21 protein-coding genes are annotated in these 17447 nt (G+C 64.5%); 4 read left to right on the forward strand and 17 right to left on the reverse strand.

All coding sequences use genetic code 11. The features are described 5' to 3' along the window. Nucleotides 1-3 precede the first annotated feature (3 nt). From V474_RS07120 to V474_RS07205, 17 genes are all read right to left on the reverse strand, one after another. Nucleotides 4-600 carry a S26 family signal peptidase gene (locus tag V474_RS07120; protein WP_059150862.1) on the reverse strand — a complete coding sequence of 199 codons (597 nt, stop codon included), beginning with the start codon at nt 598-600 and terminating at the stop codon, nt 4-6. After that, a complete protein-coding gene (locus V474_RS07125) occupies nt 572-1420 on the reverse strand; it encodes a type-F conjugative transfer system pilin assembly protein TrbC (RefSeq protein ID WP_082699647.1) in 849 nt (282 codons plus the stop codon). The genes V474_RS07120 and V474_RS07125 overlap by 29 nt, the downstream gene beginning before the upstream one ends. A gap of 13 nt (nt 1421-1433) precedes the next feature. Then, nucleotides 1434-2528 carry a conjugal transfer protein TraN gene (gene traN, locus V474_RS07130; RefSeq protein WP_059150864.1) on the reverse strand — a complete coding sequence of 365 codons (1095 nt, stop codon included), beginning with the start codon at nt 2526-2528 and terminating at the stop codon, nt 1434-1436. Then, on the reverse strand, nt 2525-4456 hold the full coding sequence (locus V474_RS07135) for a hypothetical protein (protein WP_059150865.1): 1932 nt from the start codon (nt 4454-4456) through the stop codon (nt 2525-2527). The genes traN and V474_RS07135 overlap by 4 nt, the downstream gene beginning before the upstream one ends. A gap of 319 nt (nt 4457-4775) precedes the next feature. Beyond that, complete coding sequence (locus V474_RS07140; protein WP_407938318.1) at nt 4776-5780, reverse strand: TraU family protein; 1005 nt, start codon at nt 5778-5780, stop codon at nt 4776-4778. A gap of 5 nt (nt 5781-5785) precedes the next feature. Further along, the gene (locus V474_RS07145; RefSeq protein WP_330219635.1) at nt 5786-6343 is read right to left on the reverse strand and encodes a conjugal transfer protein TraW; all 558 of its coding nucleotides are present in this window, start codon (nt 6341-6343) and stop codon (nt 5786-5788) included. Nucleotides 6344-6431: 88 nt separating this feature from the next. Then, nucleotides 6432-6668 (reverse strand): hypothetical protein, encoded by a 237-nt coding sequence (locus V474_RS07150; protein WP_059151430.1) that lies wholly within the window; start codon nt 6666-6668, stop codon nt 6432-6434. Then, nucleotides 6665-7042: a hypothetical protein gene (locus V474_RS07155; protein WP_148649310.1), complete on the reverse strand. Its 378-nt coding sequence runs from the start codon at nt 7040-7042 to the stop codon at nt 6665-6667. The genes V474_RS07150 and V474_RS07155 overlap by 4 nt, the downstream gene beginning before the upstream one ends. After that, a complete protein-coding gene (locus V474_RS07160) occupies nt 7039-7368 on the reverse strand; it encodes a hypothetical protein (protein ID WP_059150869.1) in 330 nt (109 codons plus the stop codon). Before V474_RS07160 ends, V474_RS07155 begins: the two co-directional genes overlap by 4 nt. Next, a complete protein-coding gene (locus V474_RS07165) occupies nt 7365-9887 on the reverse strand; it encodes a TraC family protein (RefSeq protein WP_059150870.1) in 2523 nt (840 codons plus the stop codon). The genes V474_RS07160 and V474_RS07165 overlap by 4 nt, the downstream gene beginning before the upstream one ends. Beyond that, the gene (locus V474_RS07170; RefSeq protein WP_059150871.1) at nt 9884-10489 is read right to left on the reverse strand and encodes a TraV family lipoprotein; all 606 of its coding nucleotides are present in this window, start codon (nt 10487-10489) and stop codon (nt 9884-9886) included. Before V474_RS07170 ends, V474_RS07165 begins: the two co-directional genes overlap by 4 nt. A gap of 26 nt (nt 10490-10515) precedes the next feature. After that, nucleotides 10516-11862 carry a TraB/VirB10 family protein gene (locus V474_RS07175; RefSeq protein ID WP_059150872.1) on the reverse strand — a complete coding sequence of 449 codons (1347 nt, stop codon included), beginning with the start codon at nt 11860-11862 and terminating at the stop codon, nt 10516-10518. Beyond that, complete coding sequence (locus V474_RS07180) at nt 11859-12617, reverse strand: type-F conjugative transfer system secretin TraK (RefSeq protein WP_059151431.1); 759 nt, start codon at nt 12615-12617, stop codon at nt 11859-11861. The genes V474_RS07175 and V474_RS07180 overlap by 4 nt, the downstream gene beginning before the upstream one ends. Nucleotides 12618-12690: 73 nt before the next feature. Further along, nucleotides 12691-13326, reverse strand: coding sequence for a TraE/TraK family type IV conjugative transfer system protein (locus V474_RS07185; protein ID WP_059150873.1), 636 nt, complete (start codon nt 13324-13326; stop codon nt 12691-12693). 5 nt (nt 13327-13331) lie between these two features. After that, nucleotides 13332-13598 carry a type IV conjugative transfer system protein TraL gene (locus V474_RS07190; RefSeq protein ID WP_014076300.1) on the reverse strand — a complete coding sequence of 89 codons (267 nt, stop codon included), beginning with the start codon at nt 13596-13598 and terminating at the stop codon, nt 13332-13334. A gap of 131 nt (nt 13599-13729) precedes the next feature. Beyond that, on the reverse strand, nt 13730-14044 hold the full coding sequence (locus V474_RS07195) for a hypothetical protein (protein WP_059150874.1): 315 nt from the start codon (nt 14042-14044) through the stop codon (nt 13730-13732). A 191-nt stretch (nt 14045-14235) separates the two neighbouring features. Then, entirely contained in the window at nt 14236-15024 is a 789-nt protein-coding gene (locus V474_RS07205) for a DsbC family protein (RefSeq protein WP_059150876.1), read from the reverse strand. Nucleotides 15025-15493: 469 nt separating this feature from the next. Between V474_RS07205 and V474_RS07210 the strand changes: the two genes are divergently transcribed. The 4 genes from V474_RS07210 to V474_RS25510 all read left to right on the forward strand — a co-directional run bounded on the left by V474_RS07210 (nt 15494) and on the right by V474_RS25510 (nt 17405). Continuing rightward, complete coding sequence (locus V474_RS07210) at nt 15494-15916, forward strand: hypothetical protein (protein WP_059150877.1); 423 nt, start codon at nt 15494-15496, stop codon at nt 15914-15916. A gap of 141 nt (nt 15917-16057) precedes the next feature. Beyond that, complete coding sequence (locus V474_RS07215) at nt 16058-16468, forward strand: helix-turn-helix domain-containing protein (protein WP_048939501.1); 411 nt, start codon at nt 16058-16060, stop codon at nt 16466-16468. Nucleotides 16469-16471: 3 nt separating this feature from the next. Further along, nucleotides 16472-17110: a GntR family transcriptional regulator gene (locus tag V474_RS07220; protein ID WP_236710822.1), complete on the forward strand. Its 639-nt coding sequence runs from the start codon at nt 16472-16474 to the stop codon at nt 17108-17110. Between the two features lie 160 nt (nt 17111-17270). Next, nucleotides 17271-17405, forward strand: a complete 135-nt coding sequence (locus V474_RS25510) for a benenodin family lasso peptide (protein ID WP_148649311.1) — start codon at nt 17271-17273, stop codon at nt 17403-17405. The last annotated feature ends 42 nt before the right edge of the window (nt 17406-17447 follow it).

Raw genomic sequence — 17447 nt, forward strand, 5'->3', positions numbered from 1 at the left:
GCTTCACAGCAGCTTCTCCATGCGGGTAAGGCGCTCGACCGCCACCGGGCCATAATAGCGGCTGTCATACCCGTCGGGATGGCGCGAGCCGACGAAGATCATCCCCTCGCGAATGTGCGGGCTGTCCGGCTGCCAGTGAATGAGCGCCTTGCCATTGCGCGTCGCAGGCTTGCTGACGCCCATCAACCTGCCATTGCAATAGTACCAGCCATTCGCGATCAGCCCGCCAATCCCACGCTTCTCGACCATGCTGATCTGATCGCCGGGCAGGCAGAGCGCATATTTGGTGATGGCGACAGGTTTCGGGCCGACGATGGGATCGGACAAAGTGAACGATATGAGATCACCGCGATGGATCGGACCAGGCGATCGATGCACGACCCAGGCGTCGATCGAGGGCGTCATGACCAAGGTGATCTGCGGCATCGCCCACCAGGCGAAGAGACCGATGGGCAGCACGATACCATAGGCCTTGAGCAGCTGGGCAGGCCGGGCCGGTTGCCCAAGACCGCTTGCGCCGAGCGCCACCGCTGCCCGAAGGGGCAGGTCCTTGAGCTCGCGCCAGAGGCGATTACCGGCGCGCCAGGTGAGCAAGAGCATCTCGCACCTCCTCCTTGCCGGCAAGGCGGCCATATTCCTCGAGCAATCCTGAAAGGGCAGCGTCGCCCAGCACGATGTGCGCGGCACGCGGGCTGGCCGCGTCGCGTTCGCAATAGGGCAAGGTGGGATCACCCGGCACCATCGCCAGCGCGGGCACCTGGGTGACGCCATGCTGCCGAAAGACCAGGGGATCGACGATGACTTGTACGTCCCGCATCGCGCAGGCGGGGCCTTCGCAGCCCGGATCGCGGCGCAATATGGCGGCCGACAATTTCGCCATCGGCGCCACTTGCCGCATCCCACCCGGCATGCCGCGGAAGGCCATGACGCCGCCGGCACGTTCGAGCTGCCCGGCATAAGTGCGAAGCGTCTCGACCGGCATCGAGGAGGACACGAACAGCACCGGAACCCAGCGTTTCGTACCCCCCGTCGATACGACACCGGCCAGCGCCGCCGCTTCTGGCTGTTCAAGGCCCAGGGCCTGGGCGATACGCCGGCTTGCGGCCTCCCGCTCGACGGCCAATACGTCGCGGGCGGCCGCGACGTCGGCCTCCACCCGTCTCACCATGGCGGGATCCTGCTTGCGCCTGTTGATCCCCTCGAAAGCGCGGCGCTGCGTGGCGGCATCCGCTTTGGCTGGCAGAGTGGGCGAGGCTTTCGCGGAAGCCTTGGCCTTAGCGGCGGCGCGCTTCACCCGCTCCATCGCCGCCTCGCCCTGATCCTGGACGCGTGTGCGGGCATTGCCATCCCGCTGCTGACCGGCCGTACCCTGCGGTTCGCTCGCACCGACCAGCAGCGGGACGAGGGCAATGGCTGCCAAGAGGGCCGCGCGGCTAGTTGTTGATCGTTTGCATAGTGGCATCGATCTTGTCCTTCATGTCGATCTGGATTTCGGATTGGGCGCGCGCCTCGATGTCCGCATAATATTCCGACAGGTCCATCCGCGAGAAATCGAGCGCCTGGAATTCTTCGGGCGTGAAGCCCCGGCAATAGGGCTCCTTTGCTGTGCCCCAGCCGATCGCGCTGAAGGTCTTCAATTGCGGCCGGCCCTGTTCCTGGATGATCCGGCCCAGCTTGGTGTTGAAGCAGCAATGGCCGCGAGCCTTCTGCACGCAGATGCCAAGGATGCTCGATGCGCAGTAACTGCCGATCTCATGGCACATGCCCGAGCCGCGCAGCATGCCCACTTCCATGTCCTGCTGGTCGCAGCCCTGGAGCAGCACCTCGATCATGAAATTGACGGCAAGGCTGATCGCGATCGAGGTGGGATCGATACCGACGATGATCGCATTGGCCCCGGCGCTCGCCGCCTGGCTTGCGGTCGCGCCCGCCTTGAAGGCGGTGTAGGCCGCCTTCATCCCCGTGAAGACGCTCTTCGCGACGGCAATCTTGGTGCCGATCGACGAGATCGAACCACCCATGCCGTCTTTCACGATCTTGCCCTTGTCCTTGCAGCAATTCGAGAAGCTGGTCTTGAGCCCTGCCGGGCGGCACCGCGCGGCGCGGCCGGAGAAAATCTCGATCGTGCCAAGACAATTGCCCTCGGCATCGACGCCGCCATCCGCCTCGACACCCGGGTCGTCGACGACCGGATCATCGACGACTGGGTTCATGCTGGTGTCGATGCAGGCATTGGCCGAACAGGTCGGCGCGCCGCCGCTGGCCGGCACGGCGCACGCATATTGATCGCCGAGCGGGCAGCGCATCGCTCCGGCCGGATCCGCCTCGCAGCGCGTTTCGCCGATCGGGCACATCCATCCGCCCGGACCGGTCAAATGGCAGCTGGCGGTCTCGCCGTCATCGGCCGCATCGCCGTTGCCGTTCAGATCGACCGCGCACAGCTGCTGCGCCACGGCGGTTGCGGGCAGTAGCGACAGGCTCGCCCCGACAAACAGAAGCGTCGAAAGGAGAGCGCGTATCAGTGTCATCGCACGGCACCCGTGCAGATCATATCCGCGCCGCCCAGACGCACGGTCTGCATCATCACCACCGCTTCGGGGAAATCATCGATGCAGCCGCAGCCCTGCACCAGCTCCTCGCCCTCGCCTGCGGGGCAGACATTGCTGTCCTGGCAGGCGTGATAGAAAAAGTCCCAGCCCGTTGGATTGGTCTGCTTCGAACCTGTCACGCCGTCAGGAGCCGCGGCGCTATTGGCCTGCGCCTTGCGCGTCTTGCAGATGGCCTCGCAGGCATTGACGCTGCCACGATCAGGCAGCGCGAAGGTGCGGGTCGTGAGGCTATGGCCGCCATCGGCCGTCCGCACCCGGTCGGCCAGCAGCGTCTCTGTCGAATGGTCGATGATATAGGCGCCGCGCGACAGATCGGGCTGGGGAACCGCGCCCTGATCGACCGTGCAGGCATACCCCCGCCGACGTTCGAAGAAATCGCGGGCGACCTGCATCGTGCAGGCGCCGGTGCCCATCAGCCGGGTCTGAGGCAGGGGGCTCAGCCCGGTCTTGACGCCATTGCGGAAGGTGGTGACGCCGTCGACATCTTCATCGCCGAGCCGGCACATCGCATTCGACGCATAGCCTGAGCAGGTGTCGACAAGCTGCTCGGACGTCTTGCAGCCCGCGTCCATCTGCGCCTCGATCGAGGCATAGGCCTCGCCGCCATCGGCAACCGCCACGCGCAGCCAGATGTCATGATCGCCTTGTGTCAGCCGCCCCGTAATGTCCAGATTGGGATAGGCATGGAAGGTGGCCTTCTTCTCGCATTTACCCGGCGGCAAGCCCATGCCGGTCCAGGCCTGCGGCCCTGACCCCACCAGTTCGCCATCGATCCGGATCTGCGCCCAGTCGTCGGCCCCGAAGCGGGTCAACAGAACCTTCTGCAGCCTGTCCGGCTCCTTGACGCGCAGCGTCATGTGGAAGTCGAAGATGCTGCAGGCCCCGCCGGTAAGGCTGTCATCGGCCGGCGAACCCATGAGAAAGGTGCGGCGACCGGGGACCAGGTCATTGGTGGCATAGCCGCCAGAGATCCGATCGATGATCTTTTCCGGCGTTAGCTCCTCGAGCGCGATCTGGCGGGTCACGGTGCAGGTGCGAGCGATCTCGGATTTGCCGGTTCCTGTGGACGAAGCCGACAGCGCCCGGAACACGCTGCTCGTCTGCGCGGCTTTGAAGGCATCGCCGGCGATGGCGCCCGGGTTGGCCTTGTAGGCGACCGCACCGGCCTGTGGCTGCGCGGCGCAGGAGGTGGTCTGTGCGCCGGTATAGCGAATAACCGGTCCCTCGATCGAGGCCTGGGCGATGCCGATCCGCGGATCGCTCGTGGTAAGGGCGCCCACCACGCCGCCACCCAGGTCCTTGAGCACGGAGGCCATATTGCTCCAGACAAGATTGCTGCCGCAGCTGTTGTTGACGCAGTAACAGCCGGCAAGATCGGTCAGTTCAACCTCGGTGAGCTTGAGCGATCCCGACGCGGCGGTATCCCAGCGGAAGAAGCGGCAGGCGTTCCAGCTGCCGGGCGCACAGGAAATGAGCCCGTTCGCGCAGATTCCTGATACCGGAACCGGGACTGTCATCGCTTCATCGAAACTGCCGTCGAGATCGCGGTCCCGCGAAATGCTGAGCGTTCCGATGTCTCCGGTTGCACTGGGCTGCGCGAGCAGTTCGAGCAATGTCGCGCTCTTCTGGCAGGCGAGGTTGGGCGTAAAGGTCTTCGAGGCATCGACCGTGGTGATCGACTCTCCGGCCAAGCCCGGAGTGACATAATGCTCAAGGATCGCGTCGCTGTCGGCGCTCTTCGCCCGGGCGGCCTGCGCCGCGGCGCGGGCGCGATCCTCCGCCGTCTGGGCATGTGACGCCATCGGCAGGCTGAGTGCCGCCATGAGGAGCAGGGCGCGCTGTCTCATGGCCGGATCTCGCTCGGTATGATCCACCGGGATCCGTCCCGCAGCCGGAACAGGAGCGTGGATGGAACTGTGCCTGGCAGTTCTGCCCGAAACACTGGCTGTCCTTCAAAAACGGTCAGCGTGGCCACGACGACATGCGGCGAGGAGGGGGGTACCGCACCGTCGTTGGGGGTAGTGGCCACGCCGACCGTCCGGCCGGCGCCGCAGGGGCTATGCGGCGCCGGTCTAGCCGCGCAAGAGATGCCTGGCTCCTTGGGGTGACGGACAGGCGATCGGCTGATCCCAGGCGTACCGGCGCGGGCTTGGCGAGACGGACTGCTCATGGTGCCCCGACCCCGGCGCAGCAGATCGTCTTCTCGAAGAGCATGAACTGGGCGTTGTCCTTGCCCGGCGCATGCTTGGCCGATGTCCAGAGCGCGCCTGGCCGGCCGACATTTACGCATTGGCCGCCCTTGACCGGTTCCATCAGCTGGAACTTGTAGCGGCTCTTGGTCCAGACCGGCTGGGGAATGAACGAGCAGCCGTCCGCCGAACTGAGGGTGAGCGCCCCCAAGCGCCCCATCATGAAGACGCCGCGCGCGGCGAGCCCCGCCCAGGCCTCGACGCTGTCCCCAAAATGGATATCGCCCGCCACCGGATAGGTCGCGCCCCAGGAGCCCATGCGCCAGAAGAGCGGATCGACGACCTTGCCGGCGGCCGCGGCTGCGCTGTCGGCCATGCAGGCAAGGCCCGCTGCCGGATTGCCGAACAGGATCGCCTCGGGCTGGATGATCGCGCCCAGCGTCGCCGATTGCCAAGTCGGCAGCACTTCGGTGATCAGCGCCACATCGAAGCCATTATCCTCGATGCACGGCAGGTCGGTGAACATGTCCAGCATCTTCCAGACCGGCGCGATATAATAATGCATCTGCGCGAACATCTTTCGGCTGTTCGTGCCGTCCGAGATGCTGGTCTGGCTGCCCTGGAGCCTGCCGCCGGTCGGCATGATGTCGGCACCGAGCGCCATCATGCAGCCCGGTTCGGTCACCACATCGACCATGCGACCCGGCGACCAGAAGCTGACCTTGACGCCGAACCAGAAGGTCACGCCCTTGCGGCAGGCGCACAGCGGCTTGGAGGCGGACTGGGCATCGAGCGCCTTGCCCAGCGGATCGCTCGGACCCACCTTTACGCCGCCGATGGAGACGGGGAAAATGCAGTTCCAGCGCACTTTGGTAATTGGATTGAACACGGTGCCTGCCTCGCATTTGGAGGCATGGGCCGGAGCCGCGACCGCCAGGGCGGCAAAGCCGCAACCCAGCGCGAGCAGTCTGCGAAGCGACATTATTTTCATCGCGTTGCCCTCCGGTCAGTCTTGCTTCTGTCGACCTCGGTGAGCATCAGCTTCTGCCCGGTCTGAGCGACGATCACCGGCGCAACCGTCAGGCCGAGCCGCACCTTGACGCGCTCTTCGAGCAGGAACAGCGCGCGCCCATGACGCTCGCCGAGCGTGATCGCGTCGGGATCGCCGGGACTGCCGGCCGCCAGCAGGATGAAATCGGCCGGCCTCGCGGTGCGCAGCGCCCAGGCGAGATCGCGCGGATGGACCACGATGAGCCGCTGCGGAAGCGACACATAGGCCAGCGGATTGAAGCTGTAGCCCCTGGCGTAGAGCAGCTTGCCGTCCGGCAGCCGGATGTCAGAATCAAGGGTATAGAAGGGCACGACCGTCCGGGCCCTGTCGGCCTGGGCGATCCCGAGTGTCGCCGCCTTCATCGCCGACCAGTTCGCGCGCGGCCCGAAGGCACTCTTCATGTCGGGGACGTGCGCGGCCCGGCCCTCGATTTCGCTGAGGGCGTCGGGCTCGGCGATGGGCCAGGTACGCCCGATCTTGCTGGTTGCCGCCATGCCCGACGAAGATGTCAGGACACCCATCGTCGCGATAGCGGCGAGCGCGGGTAGGACAGGACAGCGATCCAAGCGCCGATACAGCGAACTAGCGACCATGGCGCCGTCTCCAATAGGGCTGAGCATGCTCGCGATCCTCGCCGATCGCGGCGCTCAGGAGCGCTGCCATCGCGATGATCGCCGTGACCGCCACCAGAACGCGGAACAGGTCCGGCACGGCCGGGAGCTGCCAGGCGATGAAGGATTGCACCAGCAACAGACCCTGGCTGCCGACTATGAGGCGGATCGGTCCTGGCGCCGGCGTGGAGGAGAAGATGCCGTTCATGCCCGCCTCCATCGCCGTGTGAGGTCGCGAAGCTGTCGGGCCAAGACGTCCCAGGGCATAAGGATGACGGCGGTCGACGCAGCCCCCATTGCGGCGCTGAGGCCAATAATGACGGCGCCCGGAAGCGGGGCGTGCAGATTCCATGCCGCCGTGAAAGCGCTCAGCGACGACAGGGCCATGCTGCCCGTCACGAGCAGGACATAGCTGATCCTGGCAAAGCGACGTTCCGCCTTGATCACCGTGACGATCGCGTGGGCAACCGCCTCGATGCCCAGGACCTCATTGTTCACGCTTCGCGCATAAGCGAGAAGCACATCAAGGTCGGCGCCGATGTCCGTGACCGGGCCGATATCCCTGCCATGACGCGGGTTCATTTCGCCCTCCATTTCTGCAAACGCGAAAGTATCATTCCGCATGCACCGGACAGGCCGATCAGCAGCATCCCGCTGGCAAAGCAGGCGGCCGCCACGATGAGGCCCGTGCGAACCGCCTGGAGCATGGGCTGATCAAGCGCGATCCCAGCTGCAATGACGAGGCTGCCCATCATGCACGTCTCGATCGCCACCAGGCGCAGCCGCCACTGGAAGGCGGCCGCTTCGGCGCGGGCGGCAACGCGCGCTTCGATCAATGCCTCGATCGCCGGGTCCTTTTCCCAGTCGAGCGCGAGCTGGTCGGGATGGGGAAGGTCCTTGTGCGTCATGCGACCCTCCAGCCTTCAGGGCCGGCACCGCCTAGCACATCGACCGGATCGACGCCGGCCAGTTCGCATACCGCCTCCAGCGGATTGCGGCCGGCCCGCACCAGCGCCTCGAAGGCGGTGACCTCATTGGGCGCCGAGGTGTTGATCCAGTAGCTGAACGGATCGACCACCAGCCGTGCGATGCCGAGCCCAAGCGGGCTGTCGATGAAGACCTCGCTATAATGGGGTTTAGCATTGCGGACCGATTTCAGGAGGTCGAGCACGAACCCGGAATAGTCGAGGATCTTGTTGTCGACCGCCTTGTCATAGGTGGAACCCTGCAGCAGGAATTTGGTCGCGGCATTTTCCAGGATCACCTGGCCCGTGCCGCCGAAGAGCATGAGATCATTCATGCTCTGGAGGACGATGCCAAAGCTGCCCTGATATTTGCGCGCCCGGCGGTAGCCCTGGCCGAACGCCTCGGCGAGACGCGAGAGATCTTGTCCGTCGCTGCGCGTCATGAACTGGGCGGCTTCGTCGCACAGGACAAAACGGGGCTTGTCTCGCGCCGAGAGATAGAGCTCCTGGGTGACGGCGTTCACCACCACCATCACGATCACGTTGAAGAGGTCCGGAAGAGCCTTGAGGCGCTCGAGTTCCAGCACCACGAACTCGTCGCGGGAAATATCGAAGGTGGAGGGGCCGTTGAAGAAATGCCCGTAAGCGCCCTGCGATCCGAAATCGCGCAGATTGAATGCGAGTTCGCGCGCGACCGGCACGAGATGGTCGACCCGGTCGAGGTCGGAGGCGGCATTATCGGGATAGCGGCCGAGCCAGTCGCGCACCGCATCGATCCCGTCCACGCCCCGTCCGCTGTCGACCGTCCATTGCACCGCGGACTTCAGGAGATTCCACTCCGACGTGGTGACGGGCTTGCGCGTCGAGGCATTCGCCATCTCGGCGACGATGGCGACCGCCATGGCGATCGCCGACTGCTTGTCCTCGCCGTCGAGCGCCAGCCCCATATCGAACGGGTTGAGGACGAGGCGCTCTTCGCCGATGTCGATGTAGCGCCCGGAACAGAGCGTGCAGAGCTTGCGGTAGGAACCACCGATATCGATGATGCGGATGAGCGCGCCTTGCGCATAATATTGCTGGCACAGATTGTTGAGCAGGAAGCTCTTGCCAGCACCGCTCTCGGCCGAGACGATAAAGTTGTAGTTGTTGATCCGCGGGTCGAAGAGATCGAGCGTGATCAGCTGGCCCTTCCGCCCAACATAGAGAAGGGCCGGCCGGCCGCCGCCGCGAAAATCGGTCTGCACCGGCGCCATCAGGGTCGCGGCCTTGACCGGCATGCGAAAATCGCGCTCCAGAAGCTTCAATGTGCGCTTTTCCGGGTAAAGCCCGAAGGGCAGGCTGGCGGCGAGCAGCACCGGCAGCAGGTAGCTCTCCTCCTGCACCATGAAGGGCAGGGGTTCCGATTCCCAGAGCCGCTTGGCACGCGCTGCCATTTCGCGCGCCTGCGCGCTGTCGCGGCCGAACACCCACATGGTCGGGATCACCGAGACGAACCGGCTGTTCGACGCTTCGTCGAGGATCCAACCGATCTCCTCGATCTGCTTGCCTACCTCGACCGCAAAGCTGCCGGCTGCCTTCTGCGCCGACAGGATTTGCGCGCGCTTGTGGATCTCGAACTGCGAATGGTCGAACAGAACCGAGAGACAATAAAGGAACGGCCCGCCGATCTGGTCGCTGTCCTCGGCAGAGCCGCGCATTCCGCCCATGAGCCGATTGGCGCGCTCGGCGGTGATCCGCCGCGCCGGCGCCTTGGGCGTCAGGCATCGCGCGACCTGGTTGCCGAGAAAGACCTCCGGCCCTTCGAAGCAGAGGTCCGGCCCCGCCTCAATGATCTGCCGCGCGATCGAGGGCGCAGGCATGCCGCCGACGCTGTCGCTGAGGAACACACCGGGCGCTGGGGCAAAGACGCCGTTGAAGATCCGGCGATAGAAGCTGACCAGTTCGTCCGGCGGCAAGCGCCGGATGCCCATCTTCGCCAGTTGCTCCTCGACCTGGCGGCGAAGATCGGCGCCGAGCTTCACCCGCGTCTTGATGACGAGGAACAGCCGAAAATCGCGCACCGGGATCGAATGCAGCGCATCGAGCCCCCCGGTTCCGGCGCGTAGATAATCGGCCGTACGCCGGGCCGAGGCCTGGACCAGTGGATCGGGCCGCACCTTGAGGTCGAGATAGGCGTCGAGCGCCGGATCGATCAGCGGATCGGCGAAGGTGATGAGCTGAAGGACCGTGCCTTCGGGAAAATGGATATTGAGAAGACCAAGTAATGCCTGCTGAACATGGGCGAACATATAGGCGGAAGGGACGAGTTCCCACGCCTGGCCCCAGCCATCGTCGATGCACAGGAAGGCTTCTTCTTCCTCGACCCAGGCGACCATCGGCAGGAAATCCGAATAGGCGTCGCGGGTCACGGCGGCGCGCAGGCGCTGATAGCTCAGATCCCTGTGGGATGCGCCCGCGCTCATGGCCGTTTCTCCGGTTCGATCGCCATCGGCGCGGCGTCACCGGTCACCGCCTCCGCACGGCCGGGCTCGGGCGCCCGCATCGTGCGCAGCACCGGCGGGGCGGGGGTTCGCCCGCCCGGTTCGACCAGATAATCGCCCACGACCCAGGCTGGCCTGTTGAGGATCGAATAGACATAGCGCGCCATGTAGAGCCGGTCGGGCCGCTGCTTGTCGGCATAAGGCAGGATCAGCGTGCGGATCGTGCGCGACGGGCGCAGCATCGGCGAACCGGCCCCCTCGATCACCGCGCCGACATTGCCCTGCCCAGCTTGCGGCGACACGGCTACGGCGGTCGCTTTCGCGCGGCCCTTACCCGTTGCCGGCGCTCGCCCCTTCCGGTTGGTGCTGAGCAGCTTGCGATCGTTGGTCACCATCGGATCGGATTTCGACGCCCGCCCGGCAACCGCGTCGGCATAGGCCTGATCCGGATGGATGCACTGGCCATGGTCGCTGTTCTTGCAGGAGAATTTCTCGCTATAGGGCGACATCATCGATCCGACGGTGGCGCAGCCGGGAAGCACGAGAAGCGGCAGAACTATAAGGCAGGGATGAATTTTCTTCATCGTTTTGACTCCGGATTGAGCACGCATCAGAACTTCACTCCCGCGCCGGGCTTGATCTCGAGGGTCGCGCCCTCCTGGATCACCACGACCACATCCTTGGCGGCGCCCACCTCGACGATGGGGCCGGCCTGCCGTGCGAGATCGAGATAGAAATCGGTGAGCTTGTCCGAGGATTTGGAGAGGCCGCCGGCAATGCCGGTCTTTGCGGCATCGCCGGCATCGAGCGAGCGGACCGTTCCCAGCGCCGAGGTAGAGGTGTCGCCGAAGGTATTTTCGACCGACTGGGATATGCCGCTGATGGTGCCGGCGATGAAGGCGCGGGCCAGCGTCGCACCGGCCCGCGTCACCACCTTGCCCGACAGGCCTTTCTTGCCGTCGGTATCGACGAAGAAGCCCTTGACCGGCTGATCGACGATGGAATGTTCGTCGAAGTCGACGCAGGACAGCGAGACGAGCTGGACCTCGACCCGTTCCTTGGCGAGGCTGCCCGTGGCGTTGCCGATCACGAAGCATCCGGCAAGGTTCGCCTTCACCTCATTGGGCAGCACTGCAGGCGCCTGCACCCGGGCGATGATCGGTTCGGGATTACTGGTCGCGTCCCGGCTCGCCAGCGCGTCGATCCCGGTCAGCAGCCGCGCTTTCATGAAACCAGGCGGTAAATAGATCGTCCGATTCTTTTTTTTGGACGAAGTTGAACCGTCCGCCGCGCCCTGGGCACCGCCTGTGCCGACCACCTGACCCATTGCCGTCCCGATCGCGCCGACCGTCTTCTCAACCGGCGGCGCGGGCGGCGCAGGAGGCGCTACAGGCCCTGTGGGCGGCGCCGGCAACTTGTCGGCATCCGCGCTGACCTCGCCGGTTTCCGGGGGATAAGGGAGGGCGGGCACGTCATCAGTCAGAGCGGGTGGCAGATCGCCATCGACAGCTCCGGCACTCCTGCTGCCCGGAGCGCGCGATCCGGGAACGACCTTACCTTCCTCGATCGCGCTGACACGGTCGCCAAGCAGCTGCTGGCCATCGAGGACCTCCTTCAAGTCACCGCGCAGCTTCACCTCGAGGCTGTCGCCCCGCAGGCCCGCCCCCATGTTGAGCGAGGAGGCGGGGTTGGCGGGCTTCGCCTCCTCCTTACTGCCGGAGACCATATAGAGGCCGACGCCGAGCGCGCCGACCGCGACGCCGACGGCAAGCTGGCGGGCGCGCAGCTTCTGGCGGGCGGAGAGTTTGGCCCATTGCGCCTTCCAGTCGAGCAGCGCCGGCGAGGTGCTGCGCAGGGCCTCATCCCTCTCCCGTGCGCCTCGCGCGGCGAGATGGGCCTGATAGGGCGACAACTCTTCCGGCGCCTGTGCCGGATCCTTGTCCATGTCGCCGTTCATTGCCGGGCCTCCCTGCGCACGACGACAAGCCGCGCCGTTTCACCGGCGTCGAGACGCACCCGGTCGAGGGTGAGCGAGAAAATCCGCTCCCCGAGCACGGGCTCGACCAGCAAGCGTTCGTCGAGCGTCACCGGCGTGGCCGCGCGCAGATGATATTCGGAAGCGGAAAGCCCGGCGCCCTCGACCGCGATGCGCCGCCCTTCGGTAATCGACAGGCCCGGGATCGCCGCTATGCCGATCGTGTCGCCGGATGGCGCGACCTCGCTGAAAGAGGCAGGGACGCGATCGTCGAGCAGCGACAGGGTGATCGAGACAGCACGGTCCTCGTCGGCGAGCGCCGCCATGAGCTCGTTGTTCGCCTGCGCCCGCTGGCGGGTACCGGGCATCAGCACCACCGTCTGCGCCGGAATCTCCGCCGGCTCGGCATAGAGCGGATAGGTGGCGCCGTTGCAGCTAACGAAGAATTCGGAGGGCTGCGTCACATAGGTGCGCGTCACCTGGCCGGCATCGTCGATCTCGCGGGCCAGGAACTTGATCCAGGCGTCCGCGCCGCCTTTCTCGACGGCGAGACCTTTCTCGGCCGAGAATTTGATGTCCTCGATCTCGCCGCCCTCGCACACGACATGGTTGATGTCGCGGTTGGACAGGCGGATATGGCTGGTCTGGTCGGGCAGCGCATGGATCGTCTGCGCCGATGCCGGCGCTGCCAACGGCGCTGCGCCAAGCAGCAGGAAAAGCGTCAGGGCGCGGCGCATCGGCGAGCCGCAGAATTTTCTTGTTTCCGTGATTTCCGAGCCAGCAGACGCTGCCGCCTGCTTCGAAATCACTTCAATGGGTTTCGGCATCGAACTGCTCCTCGGAAAGACGCGTCAGCCAGAAGCGGCCGTTTTCGATGGCGTAGCCGATGCGTAAAATGCCGCGGAATTTGCGGATCACGCCGCCGATGACGCGCACCTTCTCGACAGGGACCACGATCTCATGCGTGGTCCATCGCACCGGCTGATCGCCCCGGATATAAGTGGCGATCGACAGGGTCGGGTTATTCGCCAGTTCGTCGAGCACGGCATTGAGACTGTCGCGCATGGCGCCGTAGGCGGACGGATGAACAAGCCCGAGCAGCTCCTGGAACTGGCGGTCCGCCGAATAGGCCGACCAGGTGCCCGACAGCGCGACAATGTTGCGCGTCATCGCGACGATATAGGCCTCGGACGGTTTGTTGCCCGAGACATGGAGATCGCCGGTGGCCCCGAAGGGCACGATGACGGTCCGGGCATTCTGGTTGGTCGTGTAGATCACCGCGCCCAGCACCGCGGTGACGCCGAACATCCCGGTGATGGCGACCTTGAGCAGCCGGTTCTCCTCGAAGAGGTTCGCCGAGCCCTGCAGGTAGCGATGGATGCCGAAGCTGGCGGGCTTGCCGTGCAGCACGTCCTCGTTCGTTCGCTTGCGCGTGAAGATGCCCATGGCGCCTACTCGAAGAAGCGGGTCTGCGTGGGACCCGGATAATGAGGGAAGGAAACCAGGCCCCAGCGCCACGCGAGGTGCGCGAGATAGCCCCTGGGCTTGGTCCGCTTCCACGGGATGAAAAGGAGAAGGGCAGCGATGAGCGCCCAGCCGACAAGTCCGCCCACGATCGCGGCCACGAACACGCTCGAGGTCGCGAGCAGGAACTCGTCCGATCCGAACCACAGGATCTGGACCGGCCGATGCAGATATTGCGGAAGGCGTTCGTCCACTTGCCCTTCTCCTCCTGGCTTCATGACACCTGTGAAGGTGCCGGTTTCCGGAGACCGACCATCGGTCCCCAGCGCTTTGCCGGTGCGAATGCGCCTGGCCGGTCAGCCGGCGCGCAGCCGCACACAGCGTCTCAGACGACCATCCCGAAGGTCTGGAGAATGGAGTCCGCCTTGATCAGGCAGACGGCCGCGACGATGGTCGGGATGCCGATCATGATGTTCGAGAAGAGGCGCGAGACGCCGAACAGGAAGGCAGCGACGCCGCCCACGAAGCCGAGCGGGCCCTTCACACCCTGGTTCACGACGATATCGTAGATATCGTAGCCGAGGTCGCCTTGGGCCGGCGCCGAGAAGGCGTGGGCGGGAACGCCCACCAGGGTCATCGCGCCCAAAGGGAGACCGAAATTGGCCACCGCCAGGGCCTTGTTACCGAGTTTACGCATCATGGCATTGCTCCAAAGAGAGCCGTCCAACAAAGCCTGCCGGCATCGACAGAAGATCGGTGTCGGCCGGGGCGTCGGTGGACGGCTCCGAGAGCCCGCCGCCGCCGGCATCCGGTTCATCCGCCGGGCCGAATCGGCCCAGCCTGGATGCCCTCCGAAAGAGATCGCCGCTTCCCGCGACGGTGCGTGTGAACTCAGCGCGGCGCATCGGTCGCGGCCTTCGCCAGCGCGGGTTTGGCATGCCGGTCGAGGAACGCCTCGAGCTCCGCCTGCTGGAAGCCCGAGATGAGCTTGCCGTCCGCGATGAGGGTCGGCGTTCCCGAGACACCCACCTTGGCGACCAGTTCGGCATCGGCGGCGACCTTGTCGTGGCCGGCCGCGCATTGGCGCAGAACCGGCGGGGTCTGACCCAAATAGGCGGCCCTGAACGCTGCCTCGCGATCTGGCGAGCACAGGATGTGCTCCGCCCTGGCCGCTGCGGTCGCGTGGATGCCGCTCACGAAGAAGATAAGCCGCCGGACCGGTTTGCCTTCGGCCGCCTTCGCGGCCCAGAAGCGGTCGAGCGCCTGGCAGTAGGGGCAGTCGGGATCGGTGAACTCGATCACCGTTGGCGCATTGACCGGCCCGATCGCCAGCCCCTTGGCGGGATCGATCGCCTTCAGGCGCCGGCTGGCGCCCTGTTCCTGGGCGAGCGCCGTCAGGTTCACGCCATTGCGGTCGTAGACCGTGGCGAACAGCAGGTGCTCGCTCCGCGGTGCGAAATAGATGATCTTGCCGCCTGCGGTGGCTTGATAGAGCGGACCTTCGACCGGTGCGGGACCGAAGTCCTCGAAGCGCAGATTTGTGAAGGTTTGGTGCAACTGCTGCTCGGCTTCGGCGTGCGCGTTGGCCAGGGGGTCACCGTGAGTCTGCGCTCGCGCAGCATCTTGGGGCTGGGCGGTGACAAGTTCCGGTTTACCGGCATGGACAGGGGCAGCCGACATGAGCGCCAGCGCTGCGACACCAGCTACACTACCAAATAAACCCGGCCGCTTCGGCCATGAGGAAGTCGTGACTGAGCCTTTCCGCCGCGCCGCAGCGCGCCCGGTCCCAGGCACAAGATGTAACCTGACTGTCATCGCCAATTCAAGAGGATTGTGGAACATTGGCACACGCCTCCTTCTTCCGGCGCGTGCGGTTCCGCGCGCCGGCTTTCGTCATGCGGTTCGGGCTGGGAGCGTGGTTTGGGCTGCGCTCGCCTTCCCCGTGGTGATCGGATGGATGAAGGATGAAGCGAAGAAATAACCCGCACAATAGGCAGGGTACTGAGATGCCGGTTCGGAAATACAGTGCCGAAATCGGCACGTCAGTTCCGCTTTTCGTGCCCTGCCACGTGGATTTTACCGTCTTGTCTGTGGGAGCGCTGTCGCACGACGGTTCGCTTCGATTGCGAATCAGCCAGGGAGTCTCGGCATGAGGACTTCGAGAACATACAAACTGCAGCTCTCGGGGCAGGGCATCGACCAATTCCTCGCCTGCCACTGCCGGGTCGCACGCCTGGCGAAGGAATTCATCCCCTATGGCATGACCCTCTATGTCGCCATGAGCCTGCTCGACGCCAGCGACCCGGCCGATATCGCTGCCGAACTGGAATCCCCGGCGTGCAATGCGCTCGGAGGTTCCTCGAACCGCTTCGTGGGAACGACGTCACACCTTGCCGATCTCGTTGAGCAGGTTGGCGCGCGCCTCGCCGATAGTGGCCATTGTGGTCGATCCATAGCGACATGGCGCCTTTATAATGCCGGGCTCAGTCTGCTGCTGAGTTCCGAAGACGGGGAGCTACAGGCCGCCTTTCGAAGAGCCGCCCAGACCATTCCAGTCCGGCGATCTCGCTGATACCGAATATCTGTAGAGATTATTTGAATAATGCTTTCACCATGAAAGCGTTACCGGATTGACGTTTGGCGTAACGAACAACATTTTCTCCGAACTGGGCTGTGCACGGGAGCTTTGAGCCATTGGCAGGGAGATCTTGTCATGCCGCTTCAGGCGATGCCCACTGCACGCGATCCCTCGGTGCTTGCGACGATCAAGCTGATGTCGGGGAGACGGATAGAAATGCAACGGCGGACCGAAAAGATTACGCAGGAAGACTTTGCGGCCCGCGTCGGCATCGGCGCGCGCTGGCTGCGCGAGATCGAGGCCGGCAACCCCAAGTCGCGGCTCGACGATCACTTCCGCTGCGCCCATGCCCTCGGGCTATCGACTGGGCATCTAGTCATTCCCCTGCTGTTCATGGAACATCAGCGGGTTTTTCCCCGCGGCTTACTCGAAGGAGACCTCTCGAAGCTCGAAACCGTCTGCATAGATGCTATCGCCCGGCACAACCTCGACACGCTCTCGCACCAGCTCTTCGCACGCGATGCCGACCAAACTCCCGACGACTGAACGATGATGTCGCCGGGAATGCGCCAGGGTGAGAAAGTCTATGCAGACCTCAAGGAGGCTGTGCTCTCGGGGCGCCATGCGCCCGACACGGAGCTATCGATCGCGGCTATCGCCGAGGATATCGGGGCGACCGGCTCTCCGGTCCGCGATGGCCTGCATCGCCTTTTTGGAGAGGGGCTCCTGCAGATGGGCCCGCATCGGGGATTTAGAGTGCCCAGCTGGAGTGCAGATGCGCTGCGGGACTGCTACACATGGCACGGTCATCTCGTTCGCATGGCCATCAAAACGATCGGCCCCAAGGCGCTCCGGGAACCGGTGGCGCCCGAGGGATGGCTGACCGACTACAGCACTCCCGATCGCATCGTCGCGACCGCCGAGCGTATGTTTCTCACGCTGGCGAATAGGTCCCCATCCAACGAGCTCGTGGCTGCTGTCGCCAACGCGGGTGAGCGTCTGCGCACTATCCGACTCGTCGAAACGGGACGCTGGTCGGATTGCGGCGACGAGCTCGTCTCTGCCAATGTATTGGCAAGATTTGAGCCCGGAAGCAGGCTTCTGGAGGCACTCTGGAACTATCACCGTCGCCGAATTCGGGCCGCCAACATGCTTTCTGAAGCGCTGAAATCGCGATTAAAAGGCTGAAATCACCGTATAAAATGACGATAGATGCATGCGAAAGATAATTTCGCAATATAGGTCATTTATTAGTTTCACCATGAAAGCAAAAGCGGCTGAATATATTAGAGTTCCGGCTTAGCCTTTCTCTCGCCACGATGAGTGTGGCGAATTGAAGGAGGTAAGTATGGAACGCGAATACGAAGCCGCCGAAGGCAATATTTTCGAACTGGGTGCCGCCAGCGAACTGACGAACGGAGTGGGTATCGGCACTACCGATCTTCCCGCGCGGCAGCAGTCGCCTGGTATTCTCGACGACTGATACTTCCCCCAAGACCCGGTCCGGCTACTGTGCCGGGCCGGG

This window comes from Novosphingobium barchaimii LL02, assembly GCF_001046635.1.
In the GTDB taxonomy this organism is placed as follows: domain Bacteria; phylum Pseudomonadota; class Alphaproteobacteria; order Sphingomonadales; family Sphingomonadaceae; genus Novosphingobium; species Novosphingobium barchaimii.

What these genes read in the sequence shown, in the direction of transcription:
- V474_RS07165 (WP_059150870.1), bottom strand. Translation starts at nt 9,887, where the DNA reads ATGAGCGCGGGCGCATCCCACAGGGATCTGAGCTATCAGCGCCTGCGC.
- V474_RS07205 (WP_059150876.1), bottom strand. Translation starts at nt 15,024, where the DNA reads ATGTCGGCTGCCCCTGTCCATGCCGGTAAACCGGAACTTGTCACCGCC.
- V474_RS07145 (WP_330219635.1), bottom strand. Translation starts at nt 6,343, where the DNA reads ATGGCGGCAACCAGCAAGATCGGGCGTACCTGGCCCATCGCCGAGCCC.
- V474_RS25510 (WP_148649311.1), top strand. Translation starts at nt 17,271, where the DNA reads ATGGAACGCGAATACGAAGCCGCCGAAGGCAATATTTTCGAACTGGGT.
- V474_RS07220 (WP_236710822.1), top strand. Translation starts at nt 16,472, where the DNA reads ATGATGTCGCCGGGAATGCGCCAGGGTGAGAAAGTCTATGCAGACCTC.
- V474_RS07120 (WP_059150862.1), bottom strand. Translation starts at nt 600, where the DNA reads ATGCTCTTGCTCACCTGGCGCGCCGGTAATCGCCTCTGGCGCGAGCTC.
- V474_RS07210 (WP_059150877.1), top strand. Translation starts at nt 15,494, where the DNA reads ATGAGGACTTCGAGAACATACAAACTGCAGCTCTCGGGGCAGGGCATC.
- V474_RS07135 (WP_059150865.1), bottom strand. Translation starts at nt 4,456, where the DNA reads ATGAGACAGCGCGCCCTGCTCCTCATGGCGGCACTCAGCCTGCCGATG.
- V474_RS07175 (WP_059150872.1), bottom strand. Translation starts at nt 11,862, where the DNA reads ATGAACGGCGACATGGACAAGGATCCGGCACAGGCGCCGGAAGAGTTG.
- V474_RS07170 (WP_059150871.1), bottom strand. Translation starts at nt 10,489, where the DNA reads ATGAAGAAAATTCATCCCTGCCTTATAGTTCTGCCGCTTCTCGTGCTT.
- V474_RS07155 (WP_148649310.1), bottom strand. Translation starts at nt 7,042, where the DNA reads ATGAACCCGCGTCATGGCAGGGATATCGGCCCGGTCACGGACATCGGC.
- V474_RS07160 (WP_059150869.1), bottom strand. Translation starts at nt 7,368, where the DNA reads ATGACGCACAAGGACCTTCCCCATCCCGACCAGCTCGCGCTCGACTGG.
- traN (WP_059150864.1), bottom strand. Translation starts at nt 2,528, where the DNA reads ATGACACTGATACGCGCTCTCCTTTCGACGCTTCTGTTTGTCGGGGCG.
- V474_RS07180 (WP_059151431.1), bottom strand. Translation starts at nt 12,617, where the DNA reads ATGCGCCGCGCCCTGACGCTTTTCCTGCTGCTTGGCGCAGCGCCGTTG.
- V474_RS07150 (WP_059151430.1), bottom strand. Translation starts at nt 6,668, where the DNA reads ATGAACGGCATCTTCTCCTCCACGCCGGCGCCAGGACCGATCCGCCTC.
- V474_RS07185 (WP_059150873.1), bottom strand. Translation starts at nt 13,326, where the DNA reads ATGGGCATCTTCACGCGCAAGCGAACGAACGAGGACGTGCTGCACGGC.
- V474_RS07215 (WP_048939501.1), top strand. Translation starts at nt 16,058, where the DNA reads ATGCCGCTTCAGGCGATGCCCACTGCACGCGATCCCTCGGTGCTTGCG.
- V474_RS07140 (WP_407938318.1), bottom strand. Translation starts at nt 5,780, where the DNA reads ATGTCGCTTCGCAGACTGCTCGCGCTGGGTTGCGGCTTTGCCGCCCTG.
- V474_RS07195 (WP_059150874.1), bottom strand. Translation starts at nt 14,044, where the DNA reads ATGATGCGTAAACTCGGTAACAAGGCCCTGGCGGTGGCCAATTTCGGT.